The organism is Aerococcus sp. BD502, from assembly GCF_057919555.1.
In genome coordinates, this window is record NZ_CP147972.1 from 506,664 (window position 1) to 523,342 (window position 16,679).

The window sequence follows — 16,679 nt, forward strand, 5'->3', positions numbered from 1 at the left end:
AACCTCCTTTTTGAATTACGCAATAATACCGAGGGCGGAAAGAAGTACACAGACGACGATAACGATAAAAATCGCTCGCGTGGAATTCATATTTTTCCGTCCGAGTAACCAGTATATACCAAAAACGATGACAGCCGGTAGTAATTTAGGCAAAATCATGTCTAAAGTATTTTGGATATCAACGGTCACATCGCCAATTTTGGGGGCGTAATCAACACTAACATTCACCATGGTGGCAACTAGAGCCCCCACCATAAATACCCCGAGTTGGGAAGCAGCATCCGTTAAAGCATTCAAACGATGCTGCATCGTGGTCACTAATTCAATCCCTTGCTCATAAGCAAATTCCAATTGCCGCCAGCGGAACCACATCACGACGATTTGGGCAATAATCCAGATGAAGATCCCGGTGGGGTTGCCAGCAATCGCCATCGAGGCCGCAATCGCTCCAAAAATGGTTGGGATCGTGGAGGCGAAAATGGAATCCCCAATCGCTGCGAAAGGCCCCATCAAACCCGTTTTTAAACCTTGAATAGTGTCTTCAGCGGCGACCCCTTCCTTTTCCTCAATGGCCAGGTCAATACCAGTGACAATAGTATTGAAAAAGTTTGAGGTGTTAAAGAATTGGGTATGAGCTTTCATCATTTGGTGTAATTCAGGCGTATTATCCCCGTAAATTTTCCGCAACTGCGGCAAAATCGTATAGAGGTAACCTGAGCCTTGCATCCGCTCGTAGTTCCAGCCCAATTGGTAGGCAAATAAGTTTCGGCGGTTAATCTGATTGAAATCTTTTTTGGTGAGTTTTGTCTTAGAGTTCGTCATCAGTAATCTCTCCTTCACTGGCTGAAACTTGTCCCTTATTCGCTGGCTTCGTATTGGTGTTACCTTGTGGCACCTGCTGACTTTGCTGGTAGCTAATCGCCGCTAAGCCAAAGCCCACCAAGGCGACAGCCAGCATGGGCAAGCCATTAAAGTTAGCGTCGAAGTCTTTCACCACTTCTCCAACAGTTGTGCCGAGTAATTGAATATTATTGAAGACGAGCGTCATCAAAGCTGTGAGGACAAAACCAATGACTAAGTAAGGGAAATGTTTTTTAACCGGCATGTTACGCAAAAGAATTGCGAAACCAACTGCTGGCAGGACGGCTCCCGCCACTTGTAAGCCGGAACCGAGCCAAGCGAGTGGCCCATTCAATACTTCCACAATTCGGGCGACAAAACCGCCCCCCAAGGCTAAAGCCAAGCCCACGGGAATCATCCTTGATAAAGCCCAAGGCAAGGCCCCGTAGAGGAAGTTACGCTCAATGCCTTTGTAATCATGCTCATCCACTAATTTATCAATACGGTGGGCAAAGAAAGTATTCGCAAAGCGAGCTAAAATATCGGTTTGAATCATGAGAGCCGCTACAGGCACCCCGATCGTTGCTAGGGCTTGTTTGGGGTCCATCCCTAAAGCAATAGCAAAGGCAGTGGCCAGAATCGTTCCTGAGTTGGCGTCAATTTTAGAGGCGCCACCGAAGGTCCCTACGCCAAGGACAGTGAGTTGCAGGGAACCACCAATAAATAAGCCCGTGGGCAAGTCGCCCATCACTAAGCCGGTAAGGAAACCAGCAAAGACAGGATTACTGGCACTGGAATAGATTTGTAACTCATCTAGAATCTGATAACCAGCATATAACGTTAAAATAAGAATTTGCCACCATTGAATTTGCATGCTTATTCACTCCTTACTTCTTCAGCATGGCTTGGAAATCTTCCTTAGAGTCATTAGGCACCATTTGATGCACGAGCTTCACACCCTGCTCTAGAATTTTTTGGAAGATTTCTTCGTCCTCGGGTGTCACATTAATGGATTGGGCCAGGCTTCTAGTTTCATCCGTCTGACTCATATTTCCTACGTTGATTTCTTCAATAGGAACCCCAAGCTCTAACAATTTCAATAAAGGCGCCGGCTTCTTCACCACGATGAATAAACGCTGATTGCCGTACCGCTCAGCCAGCAGTTGCTCGGCTGCCTGCTCTTCGGGGATAATACTTAACTTAATCCCCGCTGGCGTGGAGAGGCGTTGGCCTGTCTTCTCCATATCGTTCTGGGCCACCTTCGCATCGGGGATCATAATCCGATCCACATTGAGGCGATTAGCCCATAAGTTGGCGACCTGGCCATGCACCAGACGGCCATCGATCCTTACCCCAACAATATTCATATTACTCCTCCATCTCCTTAAAAACTGGCTCTGAAACGATAGCTAACTCATTACTTAAGCGTCCTTCCGTTTCAAAAACCGTGATAATATTACGACCAGTGTTTAGAAACTCTCCGGGGCAATACAAAGAGAGCGTCGGGCCAATATCCCAGAAGCGGCCCAAAATTTGGCCATTCACGATGGCCAGCCCCTTACCAAAATGACTCAAATCTATAAAGCAATCTTTGGGTTCCAGCACCTCTAAAATAAAGCGGGAAAAACTGGGTTGCTTGGGTTTGTAAGCTTTGCTGTAATCCAGTTGGTCAATACGGCTGAAATCCACAGGTGTTTGCCGCCAGTCAAGAACGAAATGCAAGTCCTGCATGACCCCTTGGCGCAAACCCTTATGCTGGGTTTCCGCCAGTAATTTATGGCCATAATTAACCCGGCCCATATTTTCCATCAGCAGCCAGAGGTCATTATGCTCTTCCTCGGCGGGCACAGTAATATCTTCTCCAATGGCTTCCTGATATTGAGTAGCAACCCACTCTCCATTCCAGTATACCTGGGCGCGGTCGCGGCCATCAATCAGGCGTAGCCGCTCCTCGTCGGCGCGCTTGGGGACCATGGTTTGGTAGACATGATAGCCATAACCTTGGCCTAAAGCTTCCATCGTTTTTGGATAAGTGGTAGCAACCGTATCGCCAAGAACATCTAATTGCTCGAACAAATTTGTCCGAGCTTCACAGGTTAGTTTTTGCGGTGTCAGATTTTCCTTGATTTTCGGTTCACCTTGCGGAAGATCGGGAAACTCTTCCTTGAGCATGCGCTGAATAGCGTAGTATTTTTCGGTCGGGTTGCCCTGCTCATCGAGAGGGGCACCGTAATCATAGGATGTGATTTGGGGTAAATCGTGCGCCAGGCGGGCAGAGCAGCCATTCATAAAACCAAAATTAGTACCGCCATGGAACATGTATAAGTTCACACTGCCCAAGCGTACGGTTTCCCGCAAGGCTCCCACCAATTCGTCCGTTTCTCGGGTCACAATCGGCTCACCCCAGCGGTTAAACCAGCCGTCCCAAAATTCCATGCACATGAGGGGCCAGTGCGGCTCGCCATGTTTTTCTTGAAAGGCCTTGAGAGCGGCAAAATTTTCCGGTCCCCGCGAGCCAAAGTTACCGGTCGGAAGAATCCCTTCCTCCACCAAGCTGCCTGCCTCCAGGCAAGCGGGCCAAGGCCCATCCGAAGTACAGTAAGGAATATCCACGCCCTCGTCATCCATCAGGTTTTTAATGGCCTTCAAGTAAGCTTTATCTTCGCTATAAGAGCCGTACTCATTTTCAATTTGCAGCATGAGGATATTGCCCCCCTGCGTCGAGAAGTGCGGGCGTAATTCTTGGAATAAATGCTCGTAGTAGCGCTTCACATAATTAAGGAAGCACTCATCCATCCGTCTGGGCTTCGCTTTGGTTTCTAGTAGCCAAGCCGGAAGGCCACCAAATTCCCACTCCGCACAAATATAAGGCGAAGGACGGACAATCGCATAGAGTCCTTGCTTCTTGGCTTCAGTAAGAAAGGCGCTCAAGTCATTTTGCCCGGTAAAGTCAAACTCTCCCGGCTTTTTTTCATGCACATTCCAAGCCACGTAAGTTTCCACTGTATTGAAACCTAAAGCCTTTAAATTATAGAGGGAATGCCCCCAACTGCCTCGCGGTACGCGGAAGTAATGAATCGCACCGGAAAGAATTTTAAAAGGTTTGTCGTCGAGTAAAAAGTCTTCTTTAATTTCGAACTTAACCATCGGCCTCCCCTTCTCTATGATAGCGGCATTCGCCTTCCACATAGGTCGCTAAAACATCAAAATTGCTGTCTAAAACAACGACATCCGCCCGGCGGCCTGGGGCAATCTGCCCACAGCAAGCCCCCAAATGGACACTCTCAGCCGGCGTGGTACTGGCCATGCGAATGGCTTCTTCAGGCGTGGCAATTTGCCAGTCAATCACATGCTTAATCGCCTGATTTAAATTCAAGACGGAGCCGGCGAGACTGCCCCCGTCCACGAGGCGAGCCGCCCCATCCTTAATCATGACGTCCAGTTCGCCCAAACGGGATGGCCCTTCCGGCAAGCCGCCACCGCGCATGCAATCGGTAATAAGAACCGTGCCCTCACTCCCCCGGCTTTGAATAGCCAGACGAGCAGCCGCAGGGTGGACATGGTGGCCGTCACAAATCAATTCCGCATAAACGTCCGGTAGGGTCAAAGCCGCGCCCACAACTCCCGGTTCGCGGTGGTGCAAGCCCCGCATGCCATTGTAAATATGAATGAATAAGTCCGCCCCAGCGTTAACTGCCGAACAGCAGGTCTCATAGCTGGCATCGGTATGGGCCAAGCCAACAACGACGCCTTGCTCGTGCATGGCTTGGATAAAGTCCAAAGCCCCGGCCCGCTCTGGCGCTAGGGCAATTTTTCTCACCCGACCGCCTGACGCTTCCTGCCAGGCCTTAAATTGCTCTAAATCAGGATCAAGCAGATAAGCCGGATTTTGGGCCCCCTTATGCGCTTCCGTGAAGTAAGGGCCTTCGAGGAAAATCCCTTCCAGACGGGCCCCCGTTAAATCATCGGCTGTGGCCGCAATCGCCTGACAAGCAGCTAGCAATTGCTCAGGGGAAGCGGTCAACGTCGTCGCTAAAAAGCTTGTCACCCCAGCTTTTAAGAGGCCTTGGGAAATATGCTGGACGGCTTCGGTGGTGCCATCCATAAAATCATAGCCCCCAAAGCCGTGGACGTGCGTGTCCACAAGCCCAGGTGCTAAGCTGGCTTCCCCATAGTCAATAATCTCTCCGCTTTGCGGCTTGTCAGTTTGCCAGTAGCCAAATTTTCCTTCGTCAATGGCCAAGTAACCGGGTCCTGTCACCGTATGGCCGAGGTAGGTATGCTTGGCATAGAGATAGGTGGTCATTTCTATTCGCCTTCTTCATGAATGGTTACGCCCTTGACAACACGGTTCACCGTCCCGCTTGGGCTAGGATTATCAGGTTCGTGCCCCAATTGAATAGAGGCGAGTAAACTAATCGTTTGGCCAAACATCGCCAATGGCAAGGCCAAGTAAGCATCTGGTAATTGCCCCGCCTCGCCCGTAAAGTTGAAATTCGTGCCCGCGAAGTCCTCAGGCTTTTTGGCACCAACCCCCACAACTTTAAGGGCCACGTCATCAGCAGCTAATTCCTGTAAAATATCGAGGTCATATTGACGCGTATAGGCATCATTACTCTTGAAAGTGAAAACTACGGTCTTAGGGTTCACGAAGGACTTAGGCCCATGGCGGAAGCCAAGCGAACTTTCATAGACGGTGGCAATTTCACCGGCCGTTAACTCGAGAATCTTGAGCTGGACTTCTTGAGCTAGGCCAGCAAAGGAACCCGAGCCCAAGTAAACAATGCGGCTAAAAGCTTCCCCTAAGAAGGCCTCTAATTCAGCCACCCGGCTGAGCACTTCCTCGCCCAACTCGGCAATTCGCTTCACGATAGCGGCTTTTTCGTCTGCGGCTGCAGGCAAGAAAAGTAGTAAAGTCGTCAGCAGCATGCAGGTGTAGCTCCCCGTCATCGCAAAGCCTTGGTCATTAGAGCGCTCGGGCATTAAAAACAGTAAATTATCCTGATCCCCGTGAGCTTGCTGGGCTAATTTCCCCTCAGCGGCACAGGTGATTGTGATTTGGTAGAAATGCTTGCAGTGCTTTTGGCCAGCGCGCACGGCCGCCACACTCTCCGGACTATTCCCACTGCGGGCATAGGAGATCAAAAGTGTCGGCACGTCGGGGCTGAAATAAGCTTCCGGCTGGGCCACCAAGGTCGTCGTCGCAATCGCTTCAAAATCATGGAAGCCATCCGGATGGGCAGCCTTCAAGGCTGGCAAAGCCGTTTCCCCCACATAAGCCGAGGTTCCCGCCCCCGTCATAATAATACGTAAACGATCATGCTTTTCTTTTAAGCGGGCCATGAAGTCTTCAAAGGCTTGGGCTTTTTTTTGGTAAAGTTCTAAAGTTTCCTGCCATAATTCAGGTTGCTGTTTAATTTCGGTCGCGGTGGTTAGAGCACCGGCTTTTTCCAATTGGGGCACTTCCCATTGAAACATACGGCATCAGCCTTTCTAATATGAAATCGAAACACGATAAAGGGACCCCTACACACTATAGGAGTCAAAAATATAAACAATAATTGCTCTGCCTTAAGTATATTGACATCGTTTTCAGTTGTCAAGGTATTTACCAAAGATTTTAACGCAAAAAGACCTAGCCCGAGTCTCCTCAGGCTAAGTCTTCTTATGCTTTTTTGATTTTCTCAGACCAAGGAATAGCTGTCCCCTGGAGAACCTCATTTAAGGCCGCTAAATTCGCTAAGCCCTCTGCTTCGAGCCATTTTTTTGCCCCAGCTTCTCCTTGGTCAGCATACGCTTCCACCGCTCCCCGCCAGGTCGCCCGGCCACAAAGAACGCCATTGAAACGGGCTCCTGCTTCATGGGCAAAGCGCAAAGTATCTTGGAAGAGCTCAGCACTCACGCCCGCACTCAAGTATATATAAGGCAAGTCAGTTGCCTGGTCTTGGGCTTTGAAGTAGTCTCTAGCTTCCTGTTCACTGTAGGCGACTTCACCTTGAGCATAGCCTGTCACATAAGCCATGTCCACTGGCACTTCAATTTTAAGCACATCAACGCCATATTGAGGCTTAGAAAATTCTTTCATGGCCATGAGTACTTTTTCGGGCTTCTTCTTCGCAAAAGCGAGGCTCTTCTTATCAGCAATTTCCGCGTCATAAGTAACAATCTCTAAAAAGAGCGGCAAGCCCAGTGCTTCACACTCCGCCCCTAAGCGTTCAATGATCGCGTGTTTTTGATCATTAATGGCCGCACCCTCCTGGCAATCATAGTAGAGGAGGAATTTCACTGCGTCAGCCCCGGCCTCAGCCAGACGATGCACACTCACCCCAGGAAGGAAGCGAGGGAGGCGGCCGGCTTCATTTTTATCGTAGCCGCTCACCTCATAGGCCAAAAGCAAGCCGGCATTATCTGCCCGCACTTGGCTGGCAGCTAAGCCATATTGGGGATCGAGTAAAATAGCGCTCGCCCCTGAAGTTAAAATTTCGGAAACGCAAGCCTTAAACTTCTTAATTTCTGGAGCTAAGTCCCCCTCTAAGCCGGCATCATCCAGCATGCGTTCCAAAGACGTTCGCTGGTCGATCGCTAGGGCTGAAATCACTTGGCGATCGTTGGATAGTTTGAGTAAGTGGTCGTATTTTTTGGCACTGACTGTTTTCATACTGCTCTCCTTATCCTAAAAATTAATTGACAAAACGCGATGGGAGGCAGTGGCCACCCATACTTTCCACAAAGGCACAAAAGCCAGCTTCCCCATAAGCATCAGGCTTAAATACGCCTGCATCCGTTAAAATTTCCACAAAGCGCTCGCCTAGAGCCGCTTCTAAAACTTGTTGGACCTGGCTTTCTTGGGGCTGGTATTTCTTTTTTAGCGCCTGGGCCCAAGTACGGTGATAGGCTTGACAGGCCTCTAACGGAGCTTGACCGCCTAAATAAGCAGCGACGGTTCCTAGCTCGGCTTCTAAGCGAGGCGGCAGAATGGCCAGGCCCATCACTTCAATTAAGCCAATATTTTCCTGCTTAATATGGTGCAAGCGGGGATGCGGGTGGAAAATACCCCCTGGATATTCTGGCGTGGTCCGATTGTTCCGCAGCACAATATTCAAAATATAGGTGCCTTCCACAAAACGCGCAATCGGTGTAACTGTATTATGCCGTTCGCCTTTGGTTTCGGCTAAAATATTTCGCTCAGCATCATCATAAGTTTGCCAAGCGGCGAGTATGTCTTGGGCTAAGTGGAGGATAGCTTCCTTATTTTGACTTTCTAGGCGAAGCACCGCCATCGGCCAGTGCAAGAGACCTGCCTTAACAGCAGGATACTTGGGAAATTGCACAGGGATTTTTACCGGTGCCTGATCCATTGGAAATTGATGGTGACCCCCTTGGTAATGCTCATGGGAAAGAATTGAACCTCCCACCCCAGGTAAGTCAGCATTAGACCCTAAAAAGTAATGGGGAAATTGCTCCACAAACGCCAATAGATTTTGAAAAGTCACCCCATTAATCCGCATCGGCGTGTGCTCTTCCTTAATGACAATACAATGTTCCGGATAGTAAACATAGGGCGAATACTGAAAGCCATACGTCCCATCGGCTAGGGTCAAATGGACCAGCCGGTGATTGCTGCGGGCCGGATAGCCGGGGCGTCCCACATAGCCTTCATTTTCAAAACACAAGGCACAAGTCGGATACGATTGGCTCTCTTGGGCTTTGGCTTTGGAAATTTCCTCTTGCGTTTTTTCTGGCTTGCTCAAATTGATCGTCAATTCTAAATTCCCATAGGGGCTCGCTGCTTCAAAGCCAATATTTTTTTCAATACGCCGTGTTTTAATATAATCACTGACGCGGGCCAAACCGTAAAAATAATCAGTTGCCTTTTTAGGATCCTCTTGAACCCGAGTCCAAAAATTTTCCTCCAGTCGGCTGGGTAAAGGCATAAACAAATCCATCACTTGGGCGACAAACTCGTCAGCAGCCGCCACACCTTCGGGAATCACCGCCCGGGCCTTGGCATCATGAACCAGTAAATCCAACAGCTCTAGCCAGCTGGCATCCCAATTTTCCACCTGTGACGCGGTAAAATTATCACGCCCCAGCAAGGCCAAAAGCCGATTCCTTGTGTAGAGATGATCACGCTCATGGAGCAAATTGAGCTCCCTAGCCTTTTGCAGGAAGGCTTCGATGACTGTTTCAATCGCTATCGATTCTGGCATATCTCATCCTTTCTAAAGGGGGAGAGCACGGGCTCCAGCCCCCACTTCAGCAATATAGAAACTTGGCTCCCGGTCAAATTGCGCCACAAAGGCCGCCCGCACATCGGCAGTCACTTCAGGAATATCATCCTCATGAATTAAGGCCAGGGCACAGCCTCCCATGCCGGCACCCGTCATTCTGGCCCCGAGAACACCAAAATGCCGCTGGGCTTCATCGACCAGGCAATCCAGCTCTGGTCCCGTGATGTCATAGTCATCGCGCAAGCTGATATGGGATTCATTCAGCAATTCCCCAAAACGGGCTAAGTCTCCAGCAACTAAAGCTTTCTTTGCTTCTTGGGTCCGTGCTTCTTCCATGACCACATGCCGGGCCCGTTGCCGCATCACACCAGTAGGAATCACCGCTTGATGCTCCCGAAATTCACTCGGGGTCAGCTCACATAAGTGGTCAATATCCACCACTTCCTGCAAAGCCTTCAAGGCCCCTTCACACTCTTCCCGGCGGTCATTATAAGCTGATTGCGCCAATTCCCGTTGCTTATGCGAATCCATAATCAGCAAGCGGTAAGGAGCAAAATGAGTCGGAACAAGTTCATAAGCCAAGCTGGACGTGTCCAAGTAGAGGGCTCGATTTTCCTCGCCAAAAGCCACCGCAAATTGGTCCATGATACCGGAATTGACACCCAGAAAATGATTTTCGACCCGTTGACCAAGCTTCACCAAGGCCAGGCGATCCAAGCCTAAATTGAAAGTTTCGTTCAGAGCCGTACCCACCAGCAATTCTAGAGCAGCCGATGAGGACAAGCCCGCCTGATGCGGTAAATTGCCCCAAATCAATAAATCAAAGCCGGTTAACTCCCCCTTAACCTCAGGCAGAGAGACTAAAAGGCCCAAAACCACATTGGCCCAGCCCAGAGCTTCCTGGTAGCGATCATCAGCTAAGGAGAAAGTCTTCACACCAGCTTCAGGGAAATTTTTAGAATAGCAGCGGACCGTTTGATCAGCACGCCGGCGCAACAAACCATAAGTCCCCAAAGTCAAAGCACAGGGAAAAACATGACCGCCGTTATAATCCAAATGCTCACCAATCAAATTCACCCGACCTGGAGCAAAAAAACCCGCCTCCGCTTCCTCGCCAAACACATCTTCAAATACAGGTGCAAGCTCCAAAATATCCATATTTCCGCCTTTCTAGCCGTTACAATACATTTCTTTTATTATAGACTAAAAAGTAAAACTTGGCCATACAGGCTACGAACTCAGCTAGCAAAAAATGGCGTACACTGGAAGCCCAAGGCGAAGAGACGGCGAAACATGGTCTCAAGTCATTGTTCGAAGTAAAGCCTTGCCTGCCGAGCTGAGCTGAACTAAAGGAAGGGAGCGCCGCAAAGAGGGAGCGGTGAGTTGACGGACAAAGAGAAGGTTCTGCCTTAGGGCAGGTTCTTCACTTTGACGTAACGCAAGCATAAGAAAGTGAACATCGCAAAAATGGGTGGTTGAGTTGATGGTCAAATAGAAGGTTCTACCTGAAAGGTAGGTTCTTCTATTTGTCATAACGCAGACCCCCATGCGATGTGAACTGGACTACCCTCCCTCAGGCGTGAGCTAGACTAAAAAAACGCCCGTTTCCGGGACATATCATCAAAGCTGAGTAACGCAACCCCTGACTTGGTAGGAAGCTGAAAAACTTCCAATAGAAACCCATTTACTATAAAAATTTGTTTCTAAAAGACCAATGCAACTCAAAACTCCTCTTCTCAGTGTGATTTACGCAGATTTAGGTAAATTTTGGGTGATTCCCCTTTCATTTTTTCTTATTTTGGGTATAATTAGTTTTAAGGGTATTCCTGAAGCGGTTTCAGCTGCTAGGTTTACCTGGAGGAAAGGAGTTTAAGGAGTCGATTCAGGTGACATCTTCCATTCTACATGATTAGGAGGAGTGAGATGAAACCGAAATCTCGGAAATATTTTTCGTTGCTGACTTTATTTCTGGCCTTTTTGCTCGGTAGTCTAGGCTTTCCTTCCTCGGTAGAAGCCAATACCCTGGACACATCGACCACTGATGGGGCGGTGAGTGAGGCACGCTTCTACCAAGAACTTAGGCGCTTAGACCCCAAGGAGGAATCAGTCGTCCAACCGACGCCAAAACCTTCTTTTACAGAAATAAAAGAGCCGCAGAAGAAAGTCCAACTTAAAGAAAACCACACGCACGTTGACGCGAAGCAAAAAATTCATGTCATCGTGGAAACCGATACTGAGTCAGCTTTGGATCTTGCTGACCGCAAAGATAAACCTGCCTTCCAAAAAGCGGTGCAAACTTCTGAAACGGCAGTGAAAAATCATTACGAAAAGATCCAAGCAACCCTCAAAGCCGAGGGCCTCGAGCTGGAAGCAGGGAAATTCTTCTCCGCTGGCTTTACCGGCTTCTCAACTGAAGTTACCCCAGCTGTGGCCCGACGCTTAAGTCAATTAGAGGGCGTTCGTCAGGTGACAGAGCAAAATATCAGCGAGCGACCTGACGTTAAACCAGCGATGAATCACTCGGGTGAATTAATCGGCTGGGTGGATAACATCCGCAAAGACTTCCCTTTCAAAGGGGAAAATGTAGTCGTCAGTGTTTTAGATACCGGCTTTGACCCGGATCACAAGGATTTCGTCCTCGGCGATGACATTGAAAAACGCTACGACAAGAAAACGATGGATGCCGTCATTCGCCGGGAAGGCTTACCCGGTAAATGGTTCTCCAATAAAATTCCTTATGGTTACAACTATGCCGACTTAACCACCGGCATTAAAGATACTATGGAGCAACACGGGAACCACGTGACTGGGACCATTGCTGCGAACGGCAAGCCGGAAGCGGGCGGCATTCAGGGAGTGGCTCCTCATGTGCAAATTTTAGCCATGAAAGTCTTCTCCAGTGACCATCTCCGTTCCACCGTTTTTGAAGACGTCTGGCTTAAAGCCCTTGACGATTCCATCAAGCTGGGAGCAGACGTCATCAACATGTCTTTAGGAGGCTCTGCCGGCTTTGTTATGAATGGGCAAACCCCTTCTGAACGTGCCTTTCAACGTGCGCGCGCCGCTGGGATCCTCCCCGTAGTGGCGGTTGGCAATGACCATAACGCCACTTGGGGCAGCGGCGACCATAACTTGGCCAGTAACCCTGATAATGGGCTTGCGGGCTCACCCGCTACCGCTCCTAGTTCCTTTGGGGTCGCCTCGGTAGACAACGCAAAACAAGATCGTCCTTATGTCGAGGCCACTTACAACCAAGGCCAGGGCAAATTGATTTTTAACCGCTCCGATTCGATATCGGAAGGAACGCTCGCCCCAAGCCCTATTGTGGACGTTGGTTTGGGCTTACCGAGCGACTACGAGCAAGAAGCTTTGAACCTGACCGGTAAAATTGCCCTCATCCAACGTGGGCAATCCAGCTTTGCTGAAAAATATGACTTAGCCATTCAACATGGGGCTGCCGGCGTGCTCATCTATGACAACGTCCCCAATGACTTCACCATGGAAATGACCGGTATCACTTACCAAGAAGGCCATCCGGTGGCTTTCATCCGTAAGGTGGCGGGGGAAAAAATGTTGGAACTCAACAACGCTTACCCCGATTTCAAAGTCGCTATGCCGAAAGGTTTGAAGTCTTTTGATGTCAAAACAGCCGGCAATGTGAGTGAGTTCTCCAGCTGGGGACCAACATCAGACCTGAGCTTGAAGCCAGAAATCGCCGCACCCGGCGGCTTAATCTACAGTACCATTGGTGACGACAAGTACATGACCATGAATGGGACTTCGATGGCCACCCCCCATATTGCGGGTCTGGCTGCCCTCGTCATCCAACGCCTATATCATGATGGGATTCTGCAAGGCTCTATCGAAAAGAAAGATCAAACTCAGCCCGATTTAGCCCAACTCTTCTTGATGAATACCGCTATCCCAAGCGTTAATTCCTTGGATGGCTATGAATGGTATTACACACCAAGAGAACAAGGTGCCGGCCTGGTGAACATAGTGAACGCGGTAAATAATATGGTAACCGTTACCGCAACTGGCACGAACGATACGAAAGCCGATGGGAAATTAGAAATCAAGGAAGTTGGCGATGAATTTACCGTCAACTTGCACTTGAAAAACTATGGTGATGAGGCGAAGACCTATAAAATCATCCATGTTTCCCTGGCCTCTCTCGTCGATGGCGAAGGCCGTTATACGGAAAAGACCAAGGAAGCGCAAAAGACGCACCTGGCGACCATCACCGTCCCGGCCAAGGAAACGGTTGACTTTACTCGCCACATCAGTACCTGGGGCATTGCGAACAACCAATACGCTGAAGGCTACTTCCTCTTGCTTGATCAAAGCGAAAAGCCCATCAATTTAAGCGTTCCTTACCTCGGCTTTAAAGGCCATTGGGACGAACCTAAATTAATCGACGATATGGTTGATTTTGTGGGCGAGGATGGCAAGGTCAACTTCCGTCCGATTCGCTACTTCGACGAGCAAGGTAATCCGACTGGCGTGGACAAGACGGGCTTTGTTTACCGCCGTGAAAACGGAGGCTGGAAGTACTGGAACGTCCATTTGAAAGATGGGAAACCCACGATCTTAGTGAACAGCCACGACAAGGGCGATAAGTTCAAGACAGAAGTCACCCCTGTGGTTTCCTTCCTCAGGAATGGCCGAAATGTCGTCTTCAAGATTGAAGATGACAAGGGCAATGTGCTTCGCCGTCTCTTTGCTGAGCCACGCTTCTACAAAGTGGGCCTCCTTTACAGCAACAAGTTTAACTTCCTACAATTAATGGGCAATGCGGCTTGGGACTTCACGGATGCTTACGGCAATGTAGTTCCCGAAGGCCACTACCGCTATGTGATTGAAGGCCAAATTGATAGCCCGAATGCTAAAAAACAGCGTTTCGAGTATGACATTGTCCTAGACAATACCGCTCCACTCGTTGATGCGCATTTTGAAGGCGATCAATTAATCGTCCAAGGCCAAGATCTCGTCTCCGGCATTCGTGGTTTTGAAATCCATCACAAAGAAATGGATAACTGGCAATGGCAAATCTGGGAAAACGACTATGAAGGTTCTGAAGTTAATAGCTATGTCTTCCACTTGGGCGAGGAAATGCGCCGTAAAGGGACAATTGAAGTCTTTGTTTACGACTATGCCGGCAATACCGGGCGTCTTGAACTGACCGTTCCGGAAGAGCTCGTTCTTGACTTGGCAGTTCCTGAAGAGAGCGAAGATCCTACCCAAGATGGGGAAAACTCTGAAGAAGAAGAGCAAAAGCACAGTGACGCAACAGAAGAGGAGGCGCCAGGTCTTCCAGGTGAAAATATCCTTGTCGATTCACTCGCTTATTCGGATGGTGCCAACGTGCTGGGGGCAGAATTGCCTGTCGTGACGCTGGCCGAACCTAAATACTACTGGATTTTTGACCAAAAAGAAGAGCAAATTAAGCTTAAAGGAACGATCAGCCAATTGCAGGAACTCCACCGTGTCGAAGCGGTGCTCCTCGATGGCGAAGGACGTCCCATGGATTACCTGGAAGCTTTACCCTTCCACATTGAGAAAGATAAATTTAGCTTCGAAAAGGCTTTAAACATTGCCCAGATCAAAGCCTCGGGCAAATATGATTTAATCCTTTATGCTTATGGGAAATCAGAAGCGGGACATCTGGTGAAACGGCAAATCTTACGGCCGATTCGCATTGACCGCGTCGCTCCAGAAATGACCGTTAAGCAGATTTCTGGAGAAGATCCCAATAAGGCTTACTTCAGAATTGCTTACAAAGAAGACATGAACTACCTCGAAATTCAAGCGAATAAGGAATTAGTCTTGAGAAAAGACCTCACCTGGGACTCTTTGAAGCCTCTAGTGGTCGAAGGTTCCGTCGACTTCGCTATGCCTTTGCATCCTGGTGAAAACAAAATTGTCTTCACCGCCTACGATGATGCGGGCAATGAAACGAAACAAGAGTTTGTCATTACACATGGAGAAAAGCCAGAGGGGACCCCTATCGTTGACCCTGAAACAACAGAAAGCATTTAAACCAATAACTCCGGAAGACTGTGCTTGGCACTAGTCAAAACTAATCGACTCAAAAATTCCACCTAAAAAGGCGAGCCCCCAACTGGGAGCTCGCCTTTTCTTGCCTGGCTTATTCTAATGTTCAGCCAGTAAATACTCAATTTCTGCGGCACTTTCCTCAATGGACTTGTTTTCAACATTAATCACTTGGGCCTCGAGTTGCTTGTACAAGCGATCGGCATAGAGCAATTCTTCATGAATGCGTTCCATATTACTGTAATTGGCCATGCCCGAGAGGCCGAGGTATTTCAAACGCTGGTGGCGCACATTCATAATGTAGCGTGGCGAAGCGGTTAAACCAATAATGCAAGCATGCTTCATTTCAAACAATTCTTCAGGCACTTCCACCTCCGGTACCAGCGGTAGGTTGGCAACCTTGTGGCCCTTATTGGCTAAGAACATGCTCAACGGCGTCTTGGAGGTCCGGGAAATCCCCAATATAATTAGCTCCGCTTCCTGCATAGCTTTTTGGAAATTCTTCCCGTCATCATACTTGACCGCAAATTCCATCGCCGTGATCCGATCGAAGTACTCGCGGTCCATCTGGTGCACGGCCCCGCTCTTGCCAACCGGTTTTTTACCCGTATATTCACTTAAGGCTGCTAAAATACGATCCATGTAATTGACGTAAGTCAGATCAGTTTCCTCTGTATATTGGGCTGCTAAGACTTCCATCTTCGGATCCACAAACGTTGCACAAACTAAAGCTTCTTTAGTTTTGGCTTCCTTAATCACAGCTTGGAGATGGTCCTTGGTTTTGACGAGGGGGAAACGTTTAACCTCATAATCTGTCCACGAGGGAAATTGGGCCAAAGCTGCTGATGTTACCATATTTGCCGTTTCACCAATGGAGTCCGAAACAATATAGATAGCTTTTTTTACCATGCTCATTCCTCCTGCTCAGCGATGATCATCATTAAATCCACTAAATTAGTCTTAGAGACTTTCCCGACCACGTGCTGCTGGGTATTGGCCTTCACCACGGGCAAGGAGTCGACTCGGTAATGAGTAATTAAGCGAACTGCCTCAAAGGCGGTCCCGTCCTCAGGAATGGTCTGGACATTGGGAACACGCGTCATCAATACCGCGATGGCCGTTTCCGTCGACATGCCCGCGGCTAAGCCACGCAGCAAATCCTTACGCGACACGACACCTTCCAGGTTTTTTTGTTGATCATCCAGCACATATAATGAGCTCGTATCATAGACAAACATATCATTAATGGCATCATGAACTGAGGTTTCCAAGCCAACCGTAATGGGTGGACTCATTATGGCATGAATGGAATACTTCGCTAATTGCTGGGCAACCAGCGTGCCACCGCTCAATTGGGTGCGAAAATACCCCACCCGCGGCCTGGCAGCCAGTAAGCCTAGCATGGTGAGCACCGCCAGGTCTGTCCTTAGGGTTGATTTGGACAGACCTAGGGCGTCAGCCAATTCCCGGCCTGTCATCGGCGCATTAGCTTCCACGAGATCTAAAATCTCCTCTTGCCGGGCACTTAATTTCATACTCATCCCCTATCATCTA

General features: G+C 49.0%; 12 protein-coding genes. 1 reads left to right on the plus strand and 11 read right to left on the minus strand.

Features of this window, described 5'->3' with window-relative positions; genetic code table 11:
- Positions 1-15 precede the first annotated feature (15 nt).
- The 9 genes from WF803_RS02470 to WF803_RS02510 form a co-directional block, all read right to left on the minus strand.
- Positions 16-822 (minus strand): PTS system mannose/fructose/sorbose family transporter subunit IID, encoded by an 807-nt coding sequence (locus WF803_RS02470; protein WP_489611541.1) that lies wholly within the window; start codon positions 820-822, stop codon positions 16-18.
- Entirely contained in the window at positions 809-1,714 is a 906-nt protein-coding gene (locus tag WF803_RS02475; RefSeq protein ID WP_489611542.1) for a PTS mannose/fructose/sorbose/N-acetylgalactosamine transporter subunit IIC, read from the minus strand. Before WF803_RS02475 ends, WF803_RS02470 begins: the two co-directional genes overlap by 14 nt.
- A gap of 13 nt (positions 1,715-1,727) precedes the next feature.
- Positions 1,728-2,207 carry a PTS sugar transporter subunit IIB gene (locus WF803_RS02480; protein WP_489611543.1) on the minus strand — a complete coding sequence of 160 codons (480 nt, stop codon included), beginning with the start codon at positions 2,205-2,207 and terminating at the stop codon, positions 1,728-1,730.
- 1 nt (position 2,208) lies between these two features.
- Positions 2,209-3,987, minus strand: a complete 1,779-nt coding sequence (locus WF803_RS02485) for a glycoside hydrolase family 35 protein (protein WP_489611544.1) — start codon at positions 3,985-3,987, stop codon at positions 2,209-2,211.
- Entirely contained in the window at positions 3,980-5,146 is a 1,167-nt protein-coding gene (nagA, locus tag WF803_RS02490; RefSeq protein ID WP_489611545.1) for an N-acetylglucosamine-6-phosphate deacetylase, read from the minus strand. The genes WF803_RS02485 and nagA overlap by 8 nt, the downstream gene beginning before the upstream one ends.
- A gap of 2 nt (positions 5,147-5,148) precedes the next feature.
- Positions 5,149-6,318 (minus strand): AgaS family sugar isomerase, encoded by a 1,170-nt coding sequence (locus tag WF803_RS02495; RefSeq protein WP_489611546.1) that lies wholly within the window; start codon positions 6,316-6,318, stop codon positions 5,149-5,151.
- 187 nt (positions 6,319-6,505) lie between these two features.
- Positions 6,506-7,498 carry a tagatose 1,6-diphosphate aldolase gene (locus WF803_RS02500; protein ID WP_489611547.1) on the minus strand — a complete coding sequence of 331 codons (993 nt, stop codon included), beginning with the start codon at positions 7,496-7,498 and terminating at the stop codon, positions 6,506-6,508.
- A gap of 22 nt (positions 7,499-7,520) precedes the next feature.
- Positions 7,521-9,050 carry a UDP-glucose--hexose-1-phosphate uridylyltransferase gene (locus WF803_RS02505; RefSeq protein ID WP_489611548.1) on the minus strand — a complete coding sequence of 510 codons (1,530 nt, stop codon included), beginning with the start codon at positions 9,048-9,050 and terminating at the stop codon, positions 7,521-7,523.
- A 12-nt stretch (positions 9,051-9,062) separates the two neighbouring features.
- The gene (locus WF803_RS02510; protein WP_489611549.1) at positions 9,063-10,229 is read right to left on the minus strand and encodes a galactokinase; all 1,167 of its coding nucleotides are present in this window, start codon (positions 10,227-10,229) and stop codon (positions 9,063-9,065) included.
- A gap of 765 nt (positions 10,230-10,994) precedes the next feature.
- Between WF803_RS02510 and WF803_RS02515 the strand changes: the two genes are divergently transcribed.
- Entirely contained in the window at positions 10,995-15,110 is a 4,116-nt protein-coding gene (locus WF803_RS02515; protein WP_489611550.1) for a S8 family serine peptidase, read from the plus strand.
- 114 nt (positions 15,111-15,224) lie between these two features.
- Here WF803_RS02515 and WF803_RS02520 read toward each other — a convergent pair whose 3' ends face one another.
- Positions 15,225-16,034 carry a pyruvate, water dikinase regulatory protein gene (locus WF803_RS02520; protein WP_489611551.1) on the minus strand — a complete coding sequence of 270 codons (810 nt, stop codon included), beginning with the start codon at positions 16,032-16,034 and terminating at the stop codon, positions 15,225-15,227.
- Positions 16,035-16,036: 2 nt separating this feature from the next.
- Positions 16,037-16,666, minus strand: a complete 630-nt coding sequence (locus WF803_RS02525; protein ID WP_489611552.1) for a CBS domain-containing protein — start codon at positions 16,664-16,666, stop codon at positions 16,037-16,039.
- Between the last annotated feature and the right edge of the window lie 13 nt (positions 16,667-16,679).